Origin of the sequence: Clostridium intestinale (genome assembly GCF_035905475.1) — a bacterium.
Classification (GTDB): Bacteria; Bacillota; Clostridia; order Clostridiales; family Clostridiaceae; genus Clostridium_T; species Clostridium_T intestinale.
This window is the reverse complement of record NZ_CP121166.1, coordinates 4,058,052-4,074,690: the sequence shown is the minus strand read 5'-3', so window position 1 is coordinate 4,074,690 and position 16,639 is coordinate 4,058,052. Positions and strand designations below refer to the sequence as shown.

19 protein-coding genes are annotated in these 16,639 nt (G+C 29.0%); 4 read left to right on the top strand and 15 right to left on the bottom strand.

Going from position 1 to position 16,639, the window contains the following annotated elements:
* Positions 1-26: 26 nt before the first annotated feature.
* From P8F83_RS20740 to P8F83_RS20725, 4 genes are all read right to left on the bottom strand, one after another.
* The gene (locus P8F83_RS20740) at positions 27-362 is read right to left on the bottom strand and encodes a hypothetical protein (RefSeq protein ID WP_238907491.1); all 336 of its coding nucleotides are present in this window, start codon (positions 360-362) and stop codon (positions 27-29) included.
* A 27-nt stretch (positions 363-389) separates the two neighbouring features.
* The gene (locus P8F83_RS20735; protein ID WP_326512489.1) at positions 390-1,001 is read right to left on the bottom strand and encodes a hypothetical protein; all 612 of its coding nucleotides are present in this window, start codon (positions 999-1,001) and stop codon (positions 390-392) included.
* 97 nt (positions 1,002-1,098) lie between these two features.
* Positions 1,099-1,761 carry a DUF2625 family protein gene (locus tag P8F83_RS20730; RefSeq protein ID WP_238907493.1) on the bottom strand — a complete coding sequence of 221 codons (663 nt, stop codon included), beginning with the start codon at positions 1,759-1,761 and terminating at the stop codon, positions 1,099-1,101.
* A gap of 525 nt (positions 1,762-2,286) precedes the next feature.
* Positions 2,287-2,676 carry a hypothetical protein gene (locus P8F83_RS20725; protein ID WP_326512488.1) on the bottom strand — a complete coding sequence of 130 codons (390 nt, stop codon included), beginning with the start codon at positions 2,674-2,676 and terminating at the stop codon, positions 2,287-2,289.
* 352 nt (positions 2,677-3,028) lie between these two features.
* On the opposite strand from P8F83_RS20725, the gene P8F83_RS20720 reads away from it, so the two are divergent.
* Together P8F83_RS20720 and P8F83_RS20715 are read left to right on the top strand one after the other, a co-directional pair.
* Complete coding sequence (locus P8F83_RS20720; protein WP_238907495.1) at positions 3,029-3,253, top strand: DUF1659 domain-containing protein; 225 nt, start codon at positions 3,029-3,031, stop codon at positions 3,251-3,253.
* Between the two features lie 38 nt (positions 3,254-3,291).
* A complete protein-coding gene (locus P8F83_RS20715; RefSeq protein WP_326512487.1) occupies positions 3,292-3,504 on the top strand; it encodes a DUF2922 domain-containing protein in 213 nt (70 codons plus the stop codon).
* Between the two features lie 64 nt (positions 3,505-3,568).
* Here P8F83_RS20715 and P8F83_RS20710 read toward each other — a convergent pair whose 3' ends face one another.
* From P8F83_RS20710 to P8F83_RS20670, 9 genes are all read right to left on the bottom strand, one after another.
* The gene (locus P8F83_RS20710) at positions 3,569-4,171 is read right to left on the bottom strand and encodes a sigma-70 family RNA polymerase sigma factor (protein WP_326512486.1); all 603 of its coding nucleotides are present in this window, start codon (positions 4,169-4,171) and stop codon (positions 3,569-3,571) included.
* Between the two features lie 240 nt (positions 4,172-4,411).
* A complete protein-coding gene (locus tag P8F83_RS20705) occupies positions 4,412-4,633 on the bottom strand; it encodes a DUF1659 domain-containing protein (protein ID WP_021803634.1) in 222 nt (73 codons plus the stop codon).
* Positions 4,634-5,078: 445 nt separating this feature from the next.
* On the bottom strand, positions 5,079-5,471 hold the full coding sequence (locus P8F83_RS20700) for a hypothetical protein (RefSeq protein WP_238907498.1): 393 nt from the start codon (positions 5,469-5,471) through the stop codon (positions 5,079-5,081).
* Between the two features lie 48 nt (positions 5,472-5,519).
* Complete coding sequence (locus tag P8F83_RS20695) at positions 5,520-6,614, bottom strand: hypothetical protein (protein WP_238907499.1); 1,095 nt, start codon at positions 6,612-6,614, stop codon at positions 5,520-5,522.
* Positions 6,615-6,625: 11 nt separating this feature from the next.
* A complete protein-coding gene (locus tag P8F83_RS20690) occupies positions 6,626-7,477 on the bottom strand; it encodes a ribonuclease H1 domain-containing protein (RefSeq protein ID WP_238907500.1) in 852 nt (283 codons plus the stop codon).
* A gap of 21 nt (positions 7,478-7,498) precedes the next feature.
* A complete protein-coding gene (locus tag P8F83_RS20685; RefSeq protein WP_238907501.1) occupies positions 7,499-8,779 on the bottom strand; it encodes a tetratricopeptide repeat protein in 1,281 nt (426 codons plus the stop codon).
* A 572-nt stretch (positions 8,780-9,351) separates the two neighbouring features.
* Complete coding sequence (locus P8F83_RS20680; protein ID WP_326512485.1) at positions 9,352-10,050, bottom strand: P-II family nitrogen regulator; 699 nt, start codon at positions 10,048-10,050, stop codon at positions 9,352-9,354.
* Positions 10,040-11,530: a DUF1538 domain-containing protein gene (locus P8F83_RS20675; RefSeq protein ID WP_326512484.1), complete on the bottom strand. Its 1,491-nt coding sequence runs from the start codon at positions 11,528-11,530 to the stop codon at positions 10,040-10,042. Before P8F83_RS20675 ends, P8F83_RS20680 begins: the two co-directional genes overlap by 11 nt.
* Positions 11,531-11,797: 267 nt before the next feature.
* The gene (locus P8F83_RS20670) at positions 11,798-13,021 is read right to left on the bottom strand and encodes an arginine deiminase (protein WP_326512483.1); all 1,224 of its coding nucleotides are present in this window, start codon (positions 13,019-13,021) and stop codon (positions 11,798-11,800) included.
* Between the two features lie 225 nt (positions 13,022-13,246).
* Here P8F83_RS20670 and P8F83_RS20665 point away from each other — a divergent pair, with 225 nt between their 5' ends.
* Both P8F83_RS20665 and P8F83_RS20660 read left to right on the top strand, forming a co-directional pair.
* Positions 13,247-13,579 (top strand): LSm family protein, encoded by a 333-nt coding sequence (locus P8F83_RS20665; RefSeq protein ID WP_315111009.1) that lies wholly within the window; start codon positions 13,247-13,249, stop codon positions 13,577-13,579.
* 154 nt (positions 13,580-13,733) lie between these two features.
* Complete coding sequence (locus tag P8F83_RS20660; protein ID WP_326512482.1) at positions 13,734-14,246, top strand: DUF2179 domain-containing protein; 513 nt, start codon at positions 13,734-13,736, stop codon at positions 14,244-14,246.
* A gap of 32 nt (positions 14,247-14,278) precedes the next feature.
* Here the strand turns inward: P8F83_RS20660 and P8F83_RS20655 are convergent, their stop codons facing one another.
* Positions 14,279-16,078, bottom strand: coding sequence for a heme NO-binding domain-containing protein (locus tag P8F83_RS20655; RefSeq protein WP_238907320.1), 1,800 nt, complete (start codon positions 16,076-16,078; stop codon positions 14,279-14,281).
* A 259-nt stretch (positions 16,079-16,337) separates the two neighbouring features.
* A complete protein-coding gene (locus tag P8F83_RS20650) occupies positions 16,338-16,550 on the bottom strand; it encodes a hypothetical protein (protein WP_021803645.1) in 213 nt (70 codons plus the stop codon).
* Positions 16,551-16,639 lie beyond the last annotated feature (89 nt).

The following is a 16,639-nucleotide window of genomic DNA, read 5'->3' as shown; positions in this document are numbered from 1 at the left end:
TTACCCCTAACTTAACAATTTACAAACTACTTAATACTAGAATTATTTTTATATCTCTTTAGAAACTTTATCATAAGTGGAATTAATATAAATATTAATCCTATTCCAATAAAATCTACAATTACGTTATCTAAATACACCCCAATTGTTATAAGAACTAAAGGTATTATCATAGACAATGAACATACTGCAATTATATACTCTCTTCTAATTATTAATAATATTTCACATAACATACAAACTGTTAGTATAGTAAATAGTATGATTGGTCTCGCATTAACCCCATACTTAATCACAGTAAATCTTGATATTACTAAGCCCAATAAAACTCCTACAGATCCTAAAGAAGATACTTTTTTCATAATATACTATCCTTTACAAAACTATATTTATAATTTCTCTTTTGAATAACTAACAAATATATCTCTTTCATTTACTTCATCCCAATTACAATAATGCCTTACAACATAAACTAATCCCATTTCTTTTGCTATTAATGAAGAAATAACATTTTCAGTTGGAAAATACCCCCCGAGATCCTTTGGTTGACAAAAGAAATCTAACTTTTTTAATATTTCTACCAATGTATTTTCTTCAAATTTATCATTTGAAAAAACTAATAAAGTATCGCAATAAGAATCTTTAAACAACTCGATGTCAAAATCTTTTATACTATATATTTTTTTATAATAGAGTTCATCAACTATATTAGATTCAACAAATTCTTCTTTTATTAGTGCTTTCTTTTTAATATATTTTTGGATCTTTGTCAAAATTTCAGATTTATTTTTAAAATAACAACAAGAATAAATTTGCTTATCCTTCCCTAAATATTCAATGAATTTTTTAAATCCGTTTATTTCTATTATATATTGATTAATTCTATTTATTAAATCTGGAGCCTCCGATAAAAGCTTATATTTATCATCTTTAATACTAATCCATCCGAACACATTCGCTCTACTACTTGCGGGTTCATGCCTTTCAAAAAAATCACTCAAATCATCTCATCTCCCACTACATCATATTGATATAATTTTCTCCCTATGATCCCTTATAGTACTCCTCTTAATTCGTAATACGTTCTAAAAAGTTTCTCTAGTTTAAACCGAACCGCTCTCTAAACTCCATAGTAATTCCCCACAATTCCTCAATGGGAACTCTCTTTCTTGACCGTATTTCTACATCTAAATCTTCCGCCCAAAGATAAGGATACACTGAAATCCCATCATCTCCAGTTATCTTGCCAATCTCATCTTTCCATCCTTGCCATCTAAATGTTTCATAAAATTTGTTTATATCTCCTGTGAAAGTCCAATAAATAAAATCTGCAAATTTTAAATCTAGATCTTCCCACTCTAATGTATCTGGAGCAAGGTAGAACACATTCCCCATCTCCCCGATAAATGCACCTCCATTTATTGCAAAAAATCCCCCTAAAACATCATCTGCAACTAATAAAGCTCCATTTAATTTTTTATTACTATTTAGCCCATTCCATGATGAAACATCTCTATTAATTTTATTACTTCCGCTGCCCAAAATTCTAATCCATCCGTATTCTATAAATATACCACCAGTATTATACGCTATTGCTCCTAATAAAGACTTTGTTGTTACCTGCAAGTTTAGTAACACCTTCTCATTATTCTCTTCGCACGGATGTAGAATTTCTATTTTATTTATTGCTTCATCTTCCCATTTTAATAATATTTTCTTTGCAGATTCATCTTCACTAATCAATTCATGAATCAACTTCATATATTTAATACCCCTTATCGCTTATTGCTTTTACAAATATAAAAACTAATTATTTTGTTATAATCACCATGACATTCGGATTATCTATGAACTTTTAGTTGCTAATATTCATTTTAAAATCTCCTATTTAATCTATTTCAACATTTGTATATATTAATAATTCTAACTATTATACCTTTATATTTTTTCTTAGCATAATCATAATATCACCTCTACATATACTTGGAAAACAGGAATAATAACAAAAGTTTCGACTATGCTATGGGATACTATTCCACTATTTATTTTATAAAAATAGTTTGTTTAAACTTTATGCTTCAAAAATATAATCGCCTTATTCCACACAGCTTTACTCTTATACATTCCTCCTACTCTACGGCTCATTTTTAGAAACTATTATGGTAGTTTTAGAAATGAAAAAGCACTGACTCATCTAAATCAATGCTTTTGAGGATATATTTATTTAATAAAATTATAAATTCTAACTATTTATCCATGATGTTTCTTTTCTTAATGCTAATTTATCTACTCTTCTTGGCTTCCGCCTTCTTCCATAATGTATTTATAGTAGTGTTTTATTGCTTTTTCAACTATAGAATTAAATCTTGCATTGGCATTTGGATGAACAAGCTTTAATTGATTAATCATTATTACGATAGATTCCTTAAGATTATAGGTTTTTCTTAATGTTAGCTCCTCATCATTTACTGATAAAAAATTAAGTCTACTAAACCTCTTTTCAATCTTAGGAACTGATATGCTCTTTTCTTCCACTTGTTTCTTCACAGAAACTTCTTCAGGTTCGAACCCAAAATCTACTATAGTTTGCCCAACCTGCTTTTCACCACTTACCCATTCTCCTCCCTGTGTAATCTCATCATTAGCACCTAATCCTTCAGTTTTTTTATTTTTCATAAATCTTCCCCCGATATTACCTATTTAATCTACTATTTATACTATGCTACTTTATGATTTTATGACTCTATGATTCTATGACTTTATGACCCTATGATTCTATGACTATATGATTCTATGTACTTCTACCCTGTAGGAGCGTTCCTAATAAGAATCTAAAGAGACTTGGGAAGAAGTCTCTACAGCGTATAAGTTCAGCCCCATTAAATTCCTTCTGTAGAAGTTCTAAGAAGGTCATTAAACACTGACTTCTTTTACAAAAAAACAAACTTTTTCTCTAAAAAACGCCACTTTTTTATTTATTGTTTTACTTATATAGTATAGACATTTTATTTTGGAAGGAGGTGATATTATGGAGGCTATCAAAGAACCAAAGACCACTTCTTTAGTAATAGAAGTAAAGTCTGGAACAAATGATGCTGGTGCAGATACCTTTAGAAAAAAGAGCTATTCTAATGTAAAAGTAGATGCTCCTGTAAGTAATGTAGTAATAGTTGCAAAGTCAATTGCTGCAGTGTTAAGCTCATCTACTAGATACTTTATGCTAAATGAAGTTTCTATCATAGATGAAGCTTAATATATGTATTAAAAATAATTAAAAGGTGGTGAATAAAAATGAATTATTCTTTAACACTTGTATTTGTAACCTCAAGTGGAGATAAAGCAACGTTCTCCATTTCAGATGTTAGAAGTGACCTAACTAAAGAAGAAGTAACCAAATTAGCTAATGACATTTTAGAGCAAAACATCTTCACATCCAAAGGTAATGATCTTATTTCTCTCTATTCTGCAAAGCTAAATGAAAGAAGAAGCACTGAATTAGTTTAGAGTAATTCATTTAAAAAATTTGAGAGGCTGAATTATTTCAGCCTCTCTTTTTACAAATTTTTAATCAGTCCCTATGGTTTTTTAATTCCTTATTTATAAGCTTTTTTAACTTTTCAAGAACAGCTTTATTACGCCTAATGGCAGTGCTATAATCTATACATTTATCTTTAGCATAGGTTTTTAGAGTCTTTTTTTCATAATATCTATACTTAATTAGCTCAAGTTCCTTTTCATTTAATGATCTTAGAGCCTTTCTTAAAACCTCTATATTAAACTTTTCATATAAAATATCTTCTGGATAATCCATTTCATAAAATAGCACATTCTCTAGTTTTTCATCTATAATCAAAGTCTTTTTTCCATCTTTAAATTCACCTTTTTTAGTGGCTTTTAATAAATTTATAAAGTGATTATTTATACATCTTCTTATAAAAGGAAAAAACTTTCCTCTCTTTACATCATAATCCTTGATGCATCTAAACATAATCTCATAACCTTCACTGACTTTATCTCTACGCCTATAGGAATTGATATGATACTTTTTAACTATGCTTCTAATAAAGTATTTAACTCTTATAGCTAATTGATCTTTTGCCTCAATCTCACCATTTTGAACTCTATACACAAGCTGTTCTATATATTCATAGTCACAGTCATCTTGACTCATAAAATCACCTCAATTTTTTTATCTTTTGCATAATTACCAAGCCTTTAAATCTTCTATTAGAGGGAGATATTTTCTCATTATTTATTCAATTAAGAATAATTTCTACCTGAAAAAATTTTCACTTGATATTAATATATATATATGTCGAAATATAGAAATCCGTATGGTAAATATAGTTAAAAAGAAAGGTAGTAACGTCTAAAACTAGACTATTACTACCTTAAAGCAAATTTATATTTTTTATAAATTAATCAATTCATACTTTAGTCCTTTAGATACTCTATATATTTGAGTATCTAAAACATCACCTATTGAGTTGCCTATTATGCATAAAGCCTCATCAGAAGCATCTTCTTTTATGCCTATAAAGCTCTGCTTTTTAAACACATCTTTTCCTTCTTTATCTAGTCCTGCTTTATATTCCACTTCTAAAGAAATACGTGTTAATATGCTCTCTGTCATTTATATTACCTCCTTTCACAAAAAATGAAACTTAGTAATATAATATGTCTAAAGGTGGGGGATGGTGTGGGTTATTTACTTTTGAAAGGTTGGATGTGCTCGGGGATAATTTGTGAGGGTTAAGGGGGAGGATTGTTAGAAGTCACTTTCACAACCTAAATCAGAAACTTAATTGCCCCAAAAAGCTTTAAGAGCCTATAAGGTGACTTTAAAAACTGGAGAAAAGAAATTGGTGCACCTAGAGGGATTCCCCCCCTACTTCTAGATTAGATTGATGTGTTTTTGTGTATTTTTCTATGTTAAGGAATATAGTAAAATCAAGACTTTCAGCGATTTGTATTATTCTATATTTTTTATGTATATATTAATGTAGTAATTCCTTAAATTAAAACTGCACTTCTATTTTAAAGAAGTGCAGTTTTAATTTAATTATATATAAATACTTTTAAATAAATGCTTCTTTTTGAACGCATCTATACAGATATTCTTTTATTATCTGATTCTCATCTTTAGTCAAATTAATATCTTGTATATCTTCAAATACAACATCATCTAAATTTCTGCATGAATCTAAGATAAAAGTACATTTCCAAAACCATGAATCAGTATAATCTCCATAAAAGTTTTTTAGGTCAATAAACATATTACATATTTCTGGATTTATTTCCTTTACACTTCTAAACAAATCTTGTATATAGTCACATGGATTATATGATGAACTTGATTGCAATACACATGTTCTATTACGATTATTAAAATCTATTTCCCAAATGATAATGTCATCATGATATGAAAACTCATTATTACACAAATTATTAATATAATGTTTCTTTATCACAATCACTTCACCAACCTTTCTTTATTATTTATATTAACAGATAAGTATTTACTTGTACACAGTATAATATGAATCCTTTATACACTGAATTACTTCTTTTTCATATATTTCCTTACATCTTTCAAAACTTCTAACATTTGAACTATACGGTCCCATTCCTCCACTACTATGACATGCAGGATTTCTGAATGCTTTTATTTTACTATATAATAACTCTATAACTTCTTTAATTTCTTTTCTATGCATTTCATCTTTGCATGTCATTATTCTATATTTAGAATCTAAAAGCTTGTGTTTATCGTCAAATATACATCCAAAATTAAATTTAGAATTAGATATTTCATAAGTCTTTAATATTTTTAACTTCACTATTAATATCTTAAAAAATCCTTCAAGAGATAGTACCGCTGGGCACAATATACTATTATATCTACGAAATTTAACTTTTTCTTGAATTAATTTCTCAGATGAAGTTAAATACTCTCTATCCTCTATGCTGAGATAATTATATACTTGCTCTGTTAATTTTTCTTTAAGACTTTCATCATACTTACTAAAATCATCCTTTGTATCATCCTCTATATTTAATGCTTCTGTAGCTATTCTTCTAAATATATCTTTAACATCACAATCTATGCCTTCCTCTATTGCCCTACATACCCTTTCCCATAAATTACCTGTATACCCTTGAACCATTATACTTCCAGTCTTATAAAAATTTATTGTTACTTTCTCACATACCTCTTTATCTTCTATAACTATACAGAAATCATATATGTTTGAATTTCCCTTATATTCATTAGATACAAATCCACCTTCTGCTAATCCTAATAGATTCTCTTTACTTTTAGAAAAATCTTTAACTTTTTTATATGTAAAATTTTTATTTTCTATTTCGTTATAATGTAATTCTTTCCACTTATTTATTACTTTATTCGCTACTTCCTTATCTTTTGCTACAGAATCATCTATTTTTAATCCCTTTTTAGTACTGTATAGCCTTAGGATTGTACTACTATTTAATGTAACTTGCGTTAATAAATCACTATTTTTTTCATATGAAAAACTAATATCTTCAATTTCGCATACACCCTCTATTTCTTCAATTAAATCTTCCAACTTTTTCTTAATTTTATCTACCAAAATATTCCCTCCTATTTTTCACTTATTTCTTTCATAAAATTCTCTATGTCTATTCTCAAATATATATCTTTTTTAATAGGAATTAATTTTTGTTGCTTATTAATAGCCGTTAATTTCTGCCTGCTTATCCCTAAAAACTCCATAACTTCATTCGTTTCCATTATTAAATCATTGATCAAATTAATAATTTTTTCACGTTGGCTATCCTCATTAGAATTATTTATTTCATTGTCCAACAACTCTTTTTTATTATTTAACATAATAGCATTTTTAGCTAATTTATCTGCTTCTTCATTATAATAATCTCCACTATGAGCAGTAACTTTTTCAAACATTATTTCAATTCTATTTTTAAATTTACTCATATATTCAACATAAATTTTTACTATTTCATCCTTGGCTTTCCATTCTCCATTAAACCACTTAGATATCCCTATATAATCATGCCTAATTATAAGCCTTTTATATCCTAAGTCTAAAGCTGATTTTACAGCATACATTGCCCCTTGAAGTTCCCCTGCAACATTTCTAATATTTAAAGCTCTCTGATCTTCTCCATATCCAGATTTTTTTATAATATCACCTTCTGGGGTTATCATAATACATCCATAGGAATATCTTTTTGCTGTATCAGAATAACTACCATCTACATAAGCTATTACAGCACCTACTTCTTGCGCCTTTTCTTTGTGAGATTTGCTTATATCCCTATTTTCTGCATATGCTAAAGCTTCTTCCCTACTTCCAAATGCTTTATAATCTGCACCACTAAATCCATCAATTACTTTTTTGCATTCCTCCCATGATTCATATACTCCTGGAACCTTACCTTTACGGACAGCATAATATTTTTTCTTGCCCATGTTTCTCCTCCTAAAATTTGTTTAAATACATAAAATATCTATAGCCTCTTTTGTATCTTTATTTTTTTTTATATCAAAAGAGTCCATAATACTAAAAGTAACCTTTGTTCCTTCCTTGATAAATTTTTTATGTGATAAAAAAGAAGATGTTTTAAAATAATAATTTTCTATATTTGTTTTTATAAAGCCTGCTCTACCATTAGGCATTATTCTTAATATGTAACCATCTTCTCTCTCGGTTCCTTCCAGCTTGCCACTTGTCCAAAACTTATTTAATTCTTTCTCAATATCCATATTATTAATAGCAGTTATATTTTTAAGTCTATCTATTGCTTCATTTAATTGGCTTGACACTTTCCATTCATTTTCTTCTCTTACTTTTCTACTTAATATATAATGCATTAATGCATATTCATAACTCTTATTATTTTCTAATATTTGACCTATTTCATAGTATAAATTAACTTTTAATTTCATTGGATCTTTTGATAAAGCTGCTGCATACGCACTAGCTAATCCACCTTTAATATCTCCAACTTTAACTTTTATCTTAAAAATCGTATAGTGTATAACCCAATGATTTTTTTTCATTAATATTCCCTCTAATAATTTGATGGAATCCTCTTCTTTACCTAAGTTCGCCATGCATTGTGCTTTTTCCATTTGTATCCATTTATCTCTATCATTGTGAAACTTATTTATATTATTGAGAGCCAAATCACACATATTGATACACTCATCATATTCCTTTACTTCCTTAAGACATTTGCTCATTAAATAAAACCAGTCTTCCTTTTGTGAAGCCAATTCTCTCTCTTTATTATTACTTTTCACCTTAACACAGATATCGCTCAACTTATTTACATCTAATTTTTTCAACCAATAAAGCATTGCTTGTAAATCAGCGCTTTCTTTGTATATTTTTACAACTCTCCATATAGTTCTTTCATATGGCGATTTATCAGATTGATTAGTTATATTAACTATAAAGTCCGCTACTTTTAAAAGATGATTTAGACTTTTTGGTTTTTCTTTTGCATCCAAATTCTTAAAATACTTTTCATATAAAGTCCATGAATATAAATCATTATTATATTTAAATGTAGGTTCGTATTTATATAGAATTCTACATACTTTAAGCGCCTCATCTATATTTCCTAGATTCTTTAAGGAAGTAGCATATTCCCAACCTACCCATTTATCAATATTATCTTCATCCCAAACCTTAACATACAACTCCACTGCTTTAGTATAATTTTTTTCTTTAAACAATTTTTTAGCATCTATTCTTTCTTGATTCATTTATCCTCCTAAAATACTATTGCACTTTAGAGAACATATGTTTATAATTGATATATTCAATAAACTACAATTTATTGTGAAGAAACCATTTACTGATTGGAAGTCGTGATGGTTTCTTTTATTTCAGTATATTCTGCGGATTAATGACAAGCAATATTTTCGACAAACATGTATATAAAACAACAAAAAAATCTACATACTATTTTAAAAATTAATAAATAAAAACACCTAATTTCCTAGCTTGTATTTAATGTTAAATTGTAACAACAATTTCCTATCCAACATATATTAAAGTCAGGTTAAATAAATATTGTACCATCTCCACGTCTTGCATTAAGTCCACTTTTAGCTACAACACACCAATTGATTCTCCATTCTGATTAGTTGTAGTATTTTAAGTTGCTTTAGGTATAAAAGCTGCAGCTCCATTTATATCACCCATATATTCCATTAATGCTCCTGGACAATCAGTTGCCATATAGTCCTTATTCCCTTTAAAAGGTATATTCCCAATGAAAAAGCACTGACTCTCTTGAATCAGTGCTTTTAAAAAATATTTTCTCTTCTAATATTTATAATATATTATCTACGTTTACCAAACCTGAAGTTTTGTTTACATCTATTATGAATACTATTCCTTTGCCAGGTTCATCTATGTCAACTTTTTCTCTAATTGCTGTAACCACATCATTTGTTTTTGATTTTTCGATGAGTATGATAACTATTTCTTTTTCTGGTTCTATGGTCATTCCAAAGAATTGGCTGTTTTCGTGGACTCCAGATCCTCTACCATTGACTATAGTTCCACCTTGTGCTCCAGCTAGTGTAGCGGCTTCTACAACATCTTCTGCATTTCCTCTATCCACTATGGTGAAAATAGCTTCATAATCATTTTTTTCCTTTAACTCTTCCATAGATCCTCCCTCTTGTTTTTCACTATTTGCACTACATACCCTTGATCCAAATACTTTGTTAACTTCAATTGAGAATAGTATTCCATGATTAGGTTTATGGAGAGCAAATTTTTTGGTTAGTATATCATGAACCTTATTTTCAATATCACTACAAGAAGCCATTAAAACTACCTCTTTTTTCACCTTATCTAGTCCTAATAGTTCTAATATATGGTTTTTTGCTGCTCCTTTTCCTAAAAATATGGTTCCGCCTGATACTCCTTCTTTTTTTGCTTCTTTCAATATCTTACTTCCAACTCCAAAGTTAACTATCGCTATAAACATTGAATACCCAGAGTTTCTTGGATTACTTACCATCTAACTGAACTCCCTCCTTCATGGTCTTACGTTTATAAATCAACCCTAAAATTTGTATGGCTATAAGTGGTGTTAATGCTACCATTGCTATTACACCAAATGCATCTATAAGAACATTTGCACTGTCTATGGCATCTGCTGCCCCTTGGGCAAAGGCTAAAATAAAGGTTGCAGTCATAGGCCCTGAGGCTACTCCCCCTGAATCAAATGCTATTCCTACAAATATTTTAGGAACCTTATATGAAAGAATTATAGCTATTATATATCCTGGCAATAGATAGTATGCCAATTTCATCCAAGGCACCATTATCCTTATCATAGATAATGAAACTGCTATTGCTACTCCTATAGATAGTGTATATAATATAAATTCTTTCTTTATATGACCACTTGTAACATCTTCAACCTGCTCATTTAAGACGTGAACAGCTGGTTCTGCAAATATAACTGTAAATCCTAGTATAAACCCTATTGGTATAAGAATCCAATTATTCTCTAATAAGGCTACCTCTCTTCCTATTTCGCTTCCAACTTCCATAAATCCTGCATTAACTCCAGTCAAAAATAGAACTAATCCTATAAATGTATAACCCATTCCCTTTAATATTTTCGTAAATTTCTTTTTTGATAATTTAAAATATATTACTTGAAATATTAAAAATAGTACTACTAATGGTAATAGAGCTACTGCCACTTCTAATAGCATCTTTGGTATCTCATGTATATAAGGAGAAAGAATTCCATTTACAGCTTCATTTTTATTACTAGAAAGTTCTGCTGAGATTTCAACTTTAGATATTATGCTCATTATGAGTACAGATGCTATAGGTCCAATAGATGCTATAGCTACTAGTCCAAAACTATCTTCTTCGGATGTTTTTTTACCATTTACAGATGCTATTCCTAGACCTAAAGCTAATATGAAAGGAACTGTCATAGATCCTGTTGTGGCTCCTGCTGCATCAAAAGATATGCCTAAAAAGCCAGATGACGTAAAGATAGATAGTAATAATATTATCCCGTAAAGAATTGTTAGAATTTTAGATAAGGCTATATTAAAGACCACTCTTAATAAACCTATTACAAGTAGTACTGCTACTCCAATAGAAACAACTATCAATAATAATGCTTGTGATACCGCTCCAGCTGTAACTTCATTTACTTGTTTTGCTAGTATCTGCAAATCTGGTTCTGCTATGGTTATAAAGAATCCAAGAATAAAACCAAATATAATTATTATTGATACTTTTTTAGTTTTAGTTAGTGTTGACCCCATTAAAGTCCCTATAGGCTGAATTCCTAATTCAGCACCAAATAAAAATATTCCTAATCCAACTATTATAAATACAGCCCCAATTAAAAATCTCCATATTAAATCTGACTCTATGGGAGTAATGGTAAAGTTAAGTATTAATACAATTATAGTTATAGGCAATACTGATACTGTAACCTCTTTGAATTTACTTATAAGCTCCCTCAAATAATACTCACGTCCTCTCTTAATTACTTTTTCATATATTTATATTGTAACAAAAAGTTCACAATTATTTTTTAATAAGAAAAGCCTTTTCATTAGTTTATTTCTTAAATACTACCTCATACAATATCATACTCAAGTTTTCACTTTATTTATTTTTATGTGTAAATTTTATTTATAATAACCCAAATGTAGTACTTTGTTAATTTTCTATGCCTAAATTAGTATTTTAAAAATAAAGTGAAAACTTACATAATTTTAGTTGTCACTTTACAATTTATCTCTTACTATTGGCATGCTCATACACCTAGGACCTCCACCGCCTCTAGACAGCTCGTAAGATTCTATTTCTAAAACCTCCACGCCATTTTTTCTTAAAGCATTATTAGTTATATAATTTCTGTCATAACATATGACTTTTCCTGGTGCTACAGCTAAAGTATTACTACCATCACTCCATTGTTCTCTGTTAGCAGCTATTGGATCTCCATCTCCACATTTTATTAAATTAACTGTACCTAAGTTAAGATGTTTTGCTAATATTTTTGCTAAATCATCATGTTCATATATGATTTTTATTTTATTATTTTTATCCATAGTTATACTATAAACATCTAGTGGTTCCTGTATTTGTGGATATATAGTGAACTTATCGTAATCAACCATTGTAAATACTCTATCTAAATGTATATAGGCATCTTCTTTAGGTATATCAAAGGCTAAAATTACTTCAAAAGATTCTGATGATGACAGTAATTTCTCTGCTAATTTTTCTATAGCGATTGGATGAGTTCTTTGACTTATCCCTATAGCAACTACTTTATCAGATAATACTAATATATCTCCGCCTTCAATATTATGCGCCTTTTGCCTATGATACCACATCTCTGTACCTTTAAATCTTGGATGATATTTAAATATGTATTCAGGTAATAAAACCTCTCTATCTCTCACTTTATTCGCCATTACACTTAAGGAAATTCCTTTTCCTACAGAGGCAAATATATCCCTTTGATAATATAGATTAGGAATAGGATCTATATAAAAAGGATGCGCATTTTTCACCATATTTTCGAGGTTATTTGCTCTTTTATCTTGTATATCCCCTCTCTTTATTCCTCCAACACATTTCTTTATTAATTCTTCTGGTGAAAACTCATTTAAATATTCAAGGATATTCTCTTTTAATCCAGTTACATCTGCATTTCCTTCTTTCAAAAAGTCATCCAAAAATTCTTTTCTTACTCTATTATCTTTTAAGACCTCAGCCATAAGCTCTGTAATATAAAGAACTTCCACACCTTCTTTTTTTAGAATGTCTGAGAATTGATTATGCTCTTTTTGAGCTTGATTTATATATAAAATTTCGTTAAAGAGAAGCTGTTGTAAGTGTGCAGGTCCTATATTTTCTAACTCAGCTCCTGGGCAATGTAGTAAAACAGTTTTAAGTTTTCCGATTTCGCTATAAACGGATATTCCATTTGAATTCTTCATAATTAACACCCTCTCTATTGGATTTTCTAAAAATTAGTTTGCCAAGAGGATAGTATATTATACAAATATATTTCGCCGTTCTTAATTGTATATAAATGTATTTTCTATAAATATTTTGTATTTTTTTGTAACAACATAAATCTTTCGCTCATAATATATATCAAGATACTTTGTCTCATATCATTATTCTTAATGATAAATTTATTACAGAGGAGGAAATTCAAAATGGCTAACGGTTCAGATTGTAATTTTGTAGCTCATATGGCTAGATATATAGGTGAAACAGTTACAGTATTCACAACAAGTGGAGGTTTATCTGGTCAAGGGTTTACAGGAGTACTTTTAGCGGTAAATCCAACTTTCATAAGGCTACTAAATGAAACAGGGGCTCCCCCAGCATGCCCTTTAGGTAGCGCTTGTGATGAGTATTATCAAATAAATTCAGGAAATAACAATCAATGTTGCAACCATAATGGTAATAGAAGACCTTTTAATACTGGTGCAGTTAGTGATATCCCAGTTGATAGAATAGCATCCTTCGTTCACAATGCAGTATAGTTTTAAATTAAATCAGTTTACATTTTATTACCTTGGATTTAATATTTAACCAAAAGAAGGTGAAGAAAATAATTTATTTCTTCACCTTCTTTTATTGATATATAACTATAAATTTAGTATTATTAGAGAAAACTTTATATAGGAGGTGTAGAAAATGATATTAAGTACATTAATTATCTTTTTAGCCAAAATTATAGAAGTATCCTTAACCACAGTTAAAACAATATTCATAACTAAAAAAGAAAAGACTATTGCTTCAATTATTGCTTTTTTTGAGATTATGCTTTGGTTAGTAGTTGTAAGCAGAATAATTGTTGATATAACTAGTTATCCAAATAGAATGATAGCCTATGCTTTAGGTTACGCTTTAGGACATTTTGTCGGCTTATCTTTAGAGGAAAAATTAAATTATGGATTAGTAACTTTAGAGATTATTTTAAATAAGGAAGATGGCAATAAGCTTGCTCAATATTTAAGAGATAAAAAAATTGGGGTTACTGAAATAAAGGCCTATGGAAGAGTGAATGAAAAGCGTATACTTATGATTCATCTAAAAAGAAAAATTAAAAATGAAGTTATAGATTATGTTAAAAATAGTTATCCAGATGCTTTTATAACCATTAGAGATGTGGCTTCTTTATATGGAGGTTACGGCGTAAAAAAGTAGTTCTCAAAATAAATTGAGAACTACTTTTGATATTATATCTTATATTTATCCATATCGTCATTAAATTGTTCTGCTAACTGCTTAAACTCTTGTATACTCTTAGTAAGATTTCTAATATCTTCTGTATACATTAATACACTAGAACTTACTTCTTCTGATGCTGCAGTATTTTCTTCTGCTATAGATACTAGAGATTCAATCTTGCTATATACTTCAGACATAGAGCCTGTCTCTTTTTCAAGTAGGTCTGAAGTTTCAATCATCTTATTTGCTACTAGGTTTATAGTTGTATTAGCACTATCACTATAGCTAACAGCTACATTTAATTTGCTGTTTTCTTCTTTTAAAACATCAAATTGTGTTCCTATGTCTGTTACTACATTATCTATTTCACCAATTATTTGATTTAAACTTCCAGTTATATCATTAACAGCTTGTTGTGATTGTTCTGCAAGTTTTCTAACTTCTTCAGCTACAACCGCAAATCCTCTTCCAGCTTCACCAGCTCTAGCTGCTTCTATAGATGCATTTAAAGCAAGTAAGTTTGTTTGTTCTGCTATTGAAGATACTAATGATACGATTTGTGTTATTCCTTTAGCCTTTTCTTGTAATTCTAAGCTATTAGTTTTAACATTGCCGAATTCTACTAATACATCATTAAGCTTGTCTGATGTAGCTTTAGTGTTTTTATAACTATTAGTAATTTTAGCTACAGCATTTTCTAATTCGCCTTTATTTTCATGTTCCTTTTTAGTTACATATACTATAGATTGAACACTATCTTTTAGCATAGCTACTGATCCTTCTATTTCGGAGGTTTGAAGTATTGCAGCATTAGCAACTTGTTCTACTACTCCGCCAATTTCTTCTGAAGTAGAGTTCATCTTGTTAGCTATATTACTTACCTCGGCACTAAAGGTGTTAATCTCATCTGTAACTCCTTTAAATCCAACAAAATCTTCTGTGATTACTTTCTTATAATCTTTTATTAAATCATAGAATTTTTCATAGGAGTCATTAGTTTCAAGATATAAATCATCCACATAATTATGTTGCTTAAGTCTTTCTAAATCATTGATTATGACCTTCATAGGTCTATGTAATATATAGTTGGCTACAAATGAACCAATTAAACCACTTGCAATTGAAGTGTATATAAGTAAATCTTTAGCTGTAAAATAAACTAATAAATTTAATATAGCAATTATAAGTGTTGATAAAATTGTTACCTTTGCTCCTACATCCTTTAGGAAACCAAAAGATAATATCTTATTTATTTTATAACTTTTCTTAACATATATATCATTTTCAAAAGTTAATTTTAATTTAAGATTATCAGGGGTTCTAGATATTTCTTCAGTACTTAATTTTTCATTAAAATGCTTACTTGCTCCCTCTATTAATCCTTGAAAGTAATCAAACATACCTCTTTTAGAAGAATACTCAAATATAGCTTCTCTTTTAGATATTGGTTCCAAGTTTAATAGTGGCGGTTTTGCTCCTGGTATTCTTTTAACAACAATAACGTGAACATCATACATTGATTTTAAAAACGTATATAGATTTTCATGTTTAAAAAATGCTGGATAATCCTTAAAAAATGCCTTTATATTATCAACACCTATTTTTCTCCATAGTTCAGAAATAGATACCTTATTAGCCTGAGCTATATTAGATATTAATTTATTAATTATTGCATCATCTACATCTTCTAACGGAGAAAAAATCTTATGTCTGTCAAGTCCAGCAGAGGCTAAAGCATTTTCAACGCATTCTTTACTATACATATTACTACATGTTTTCATCCAGGTACTTACAACAGTTCCTTTCATTTTTCCACCCCTATTTTTATGAAATATTTTAAACTAATTATATCACTAACTCTCTTATTACTCTACTTAATTCTTCATAAAATTATTTATTAATAATTATTATTGTTAAAATTATAATCTAATTTAAAGTCCCATTATAGCTGGGTTTGTAGAGGTTTTCCTTTTGCTTTTAAATACCATTTATACTTTTAATATACAATTTTATGGATTTAAAAATAAAAAAACCATACATTTCTCTGTATGGTTTATAATACATCTATTAATCTTGAAATAAATCAATAGCTCCCAGTACTACATGAGCTAATCCAAAGCCTAATACAGCCGTTTCTAACATTGGCACTATATCTCTTTTACCCATGCTGTGGTGTCTTGCGTCCATACAACGAGCTGCTATTGCTCCTGCAGTTACTGCGGTACCTAATGCTGTAGGAATTAATCCTTCTTTTATTTTATGATTTCTTCTGTAATTCATAATATATCCCTCCTTAATGTTTACAAACATATTGTGTCCATTAAGCATTTAGTTTTATTACACTTTTTACGTTGTATACAGATGAAATC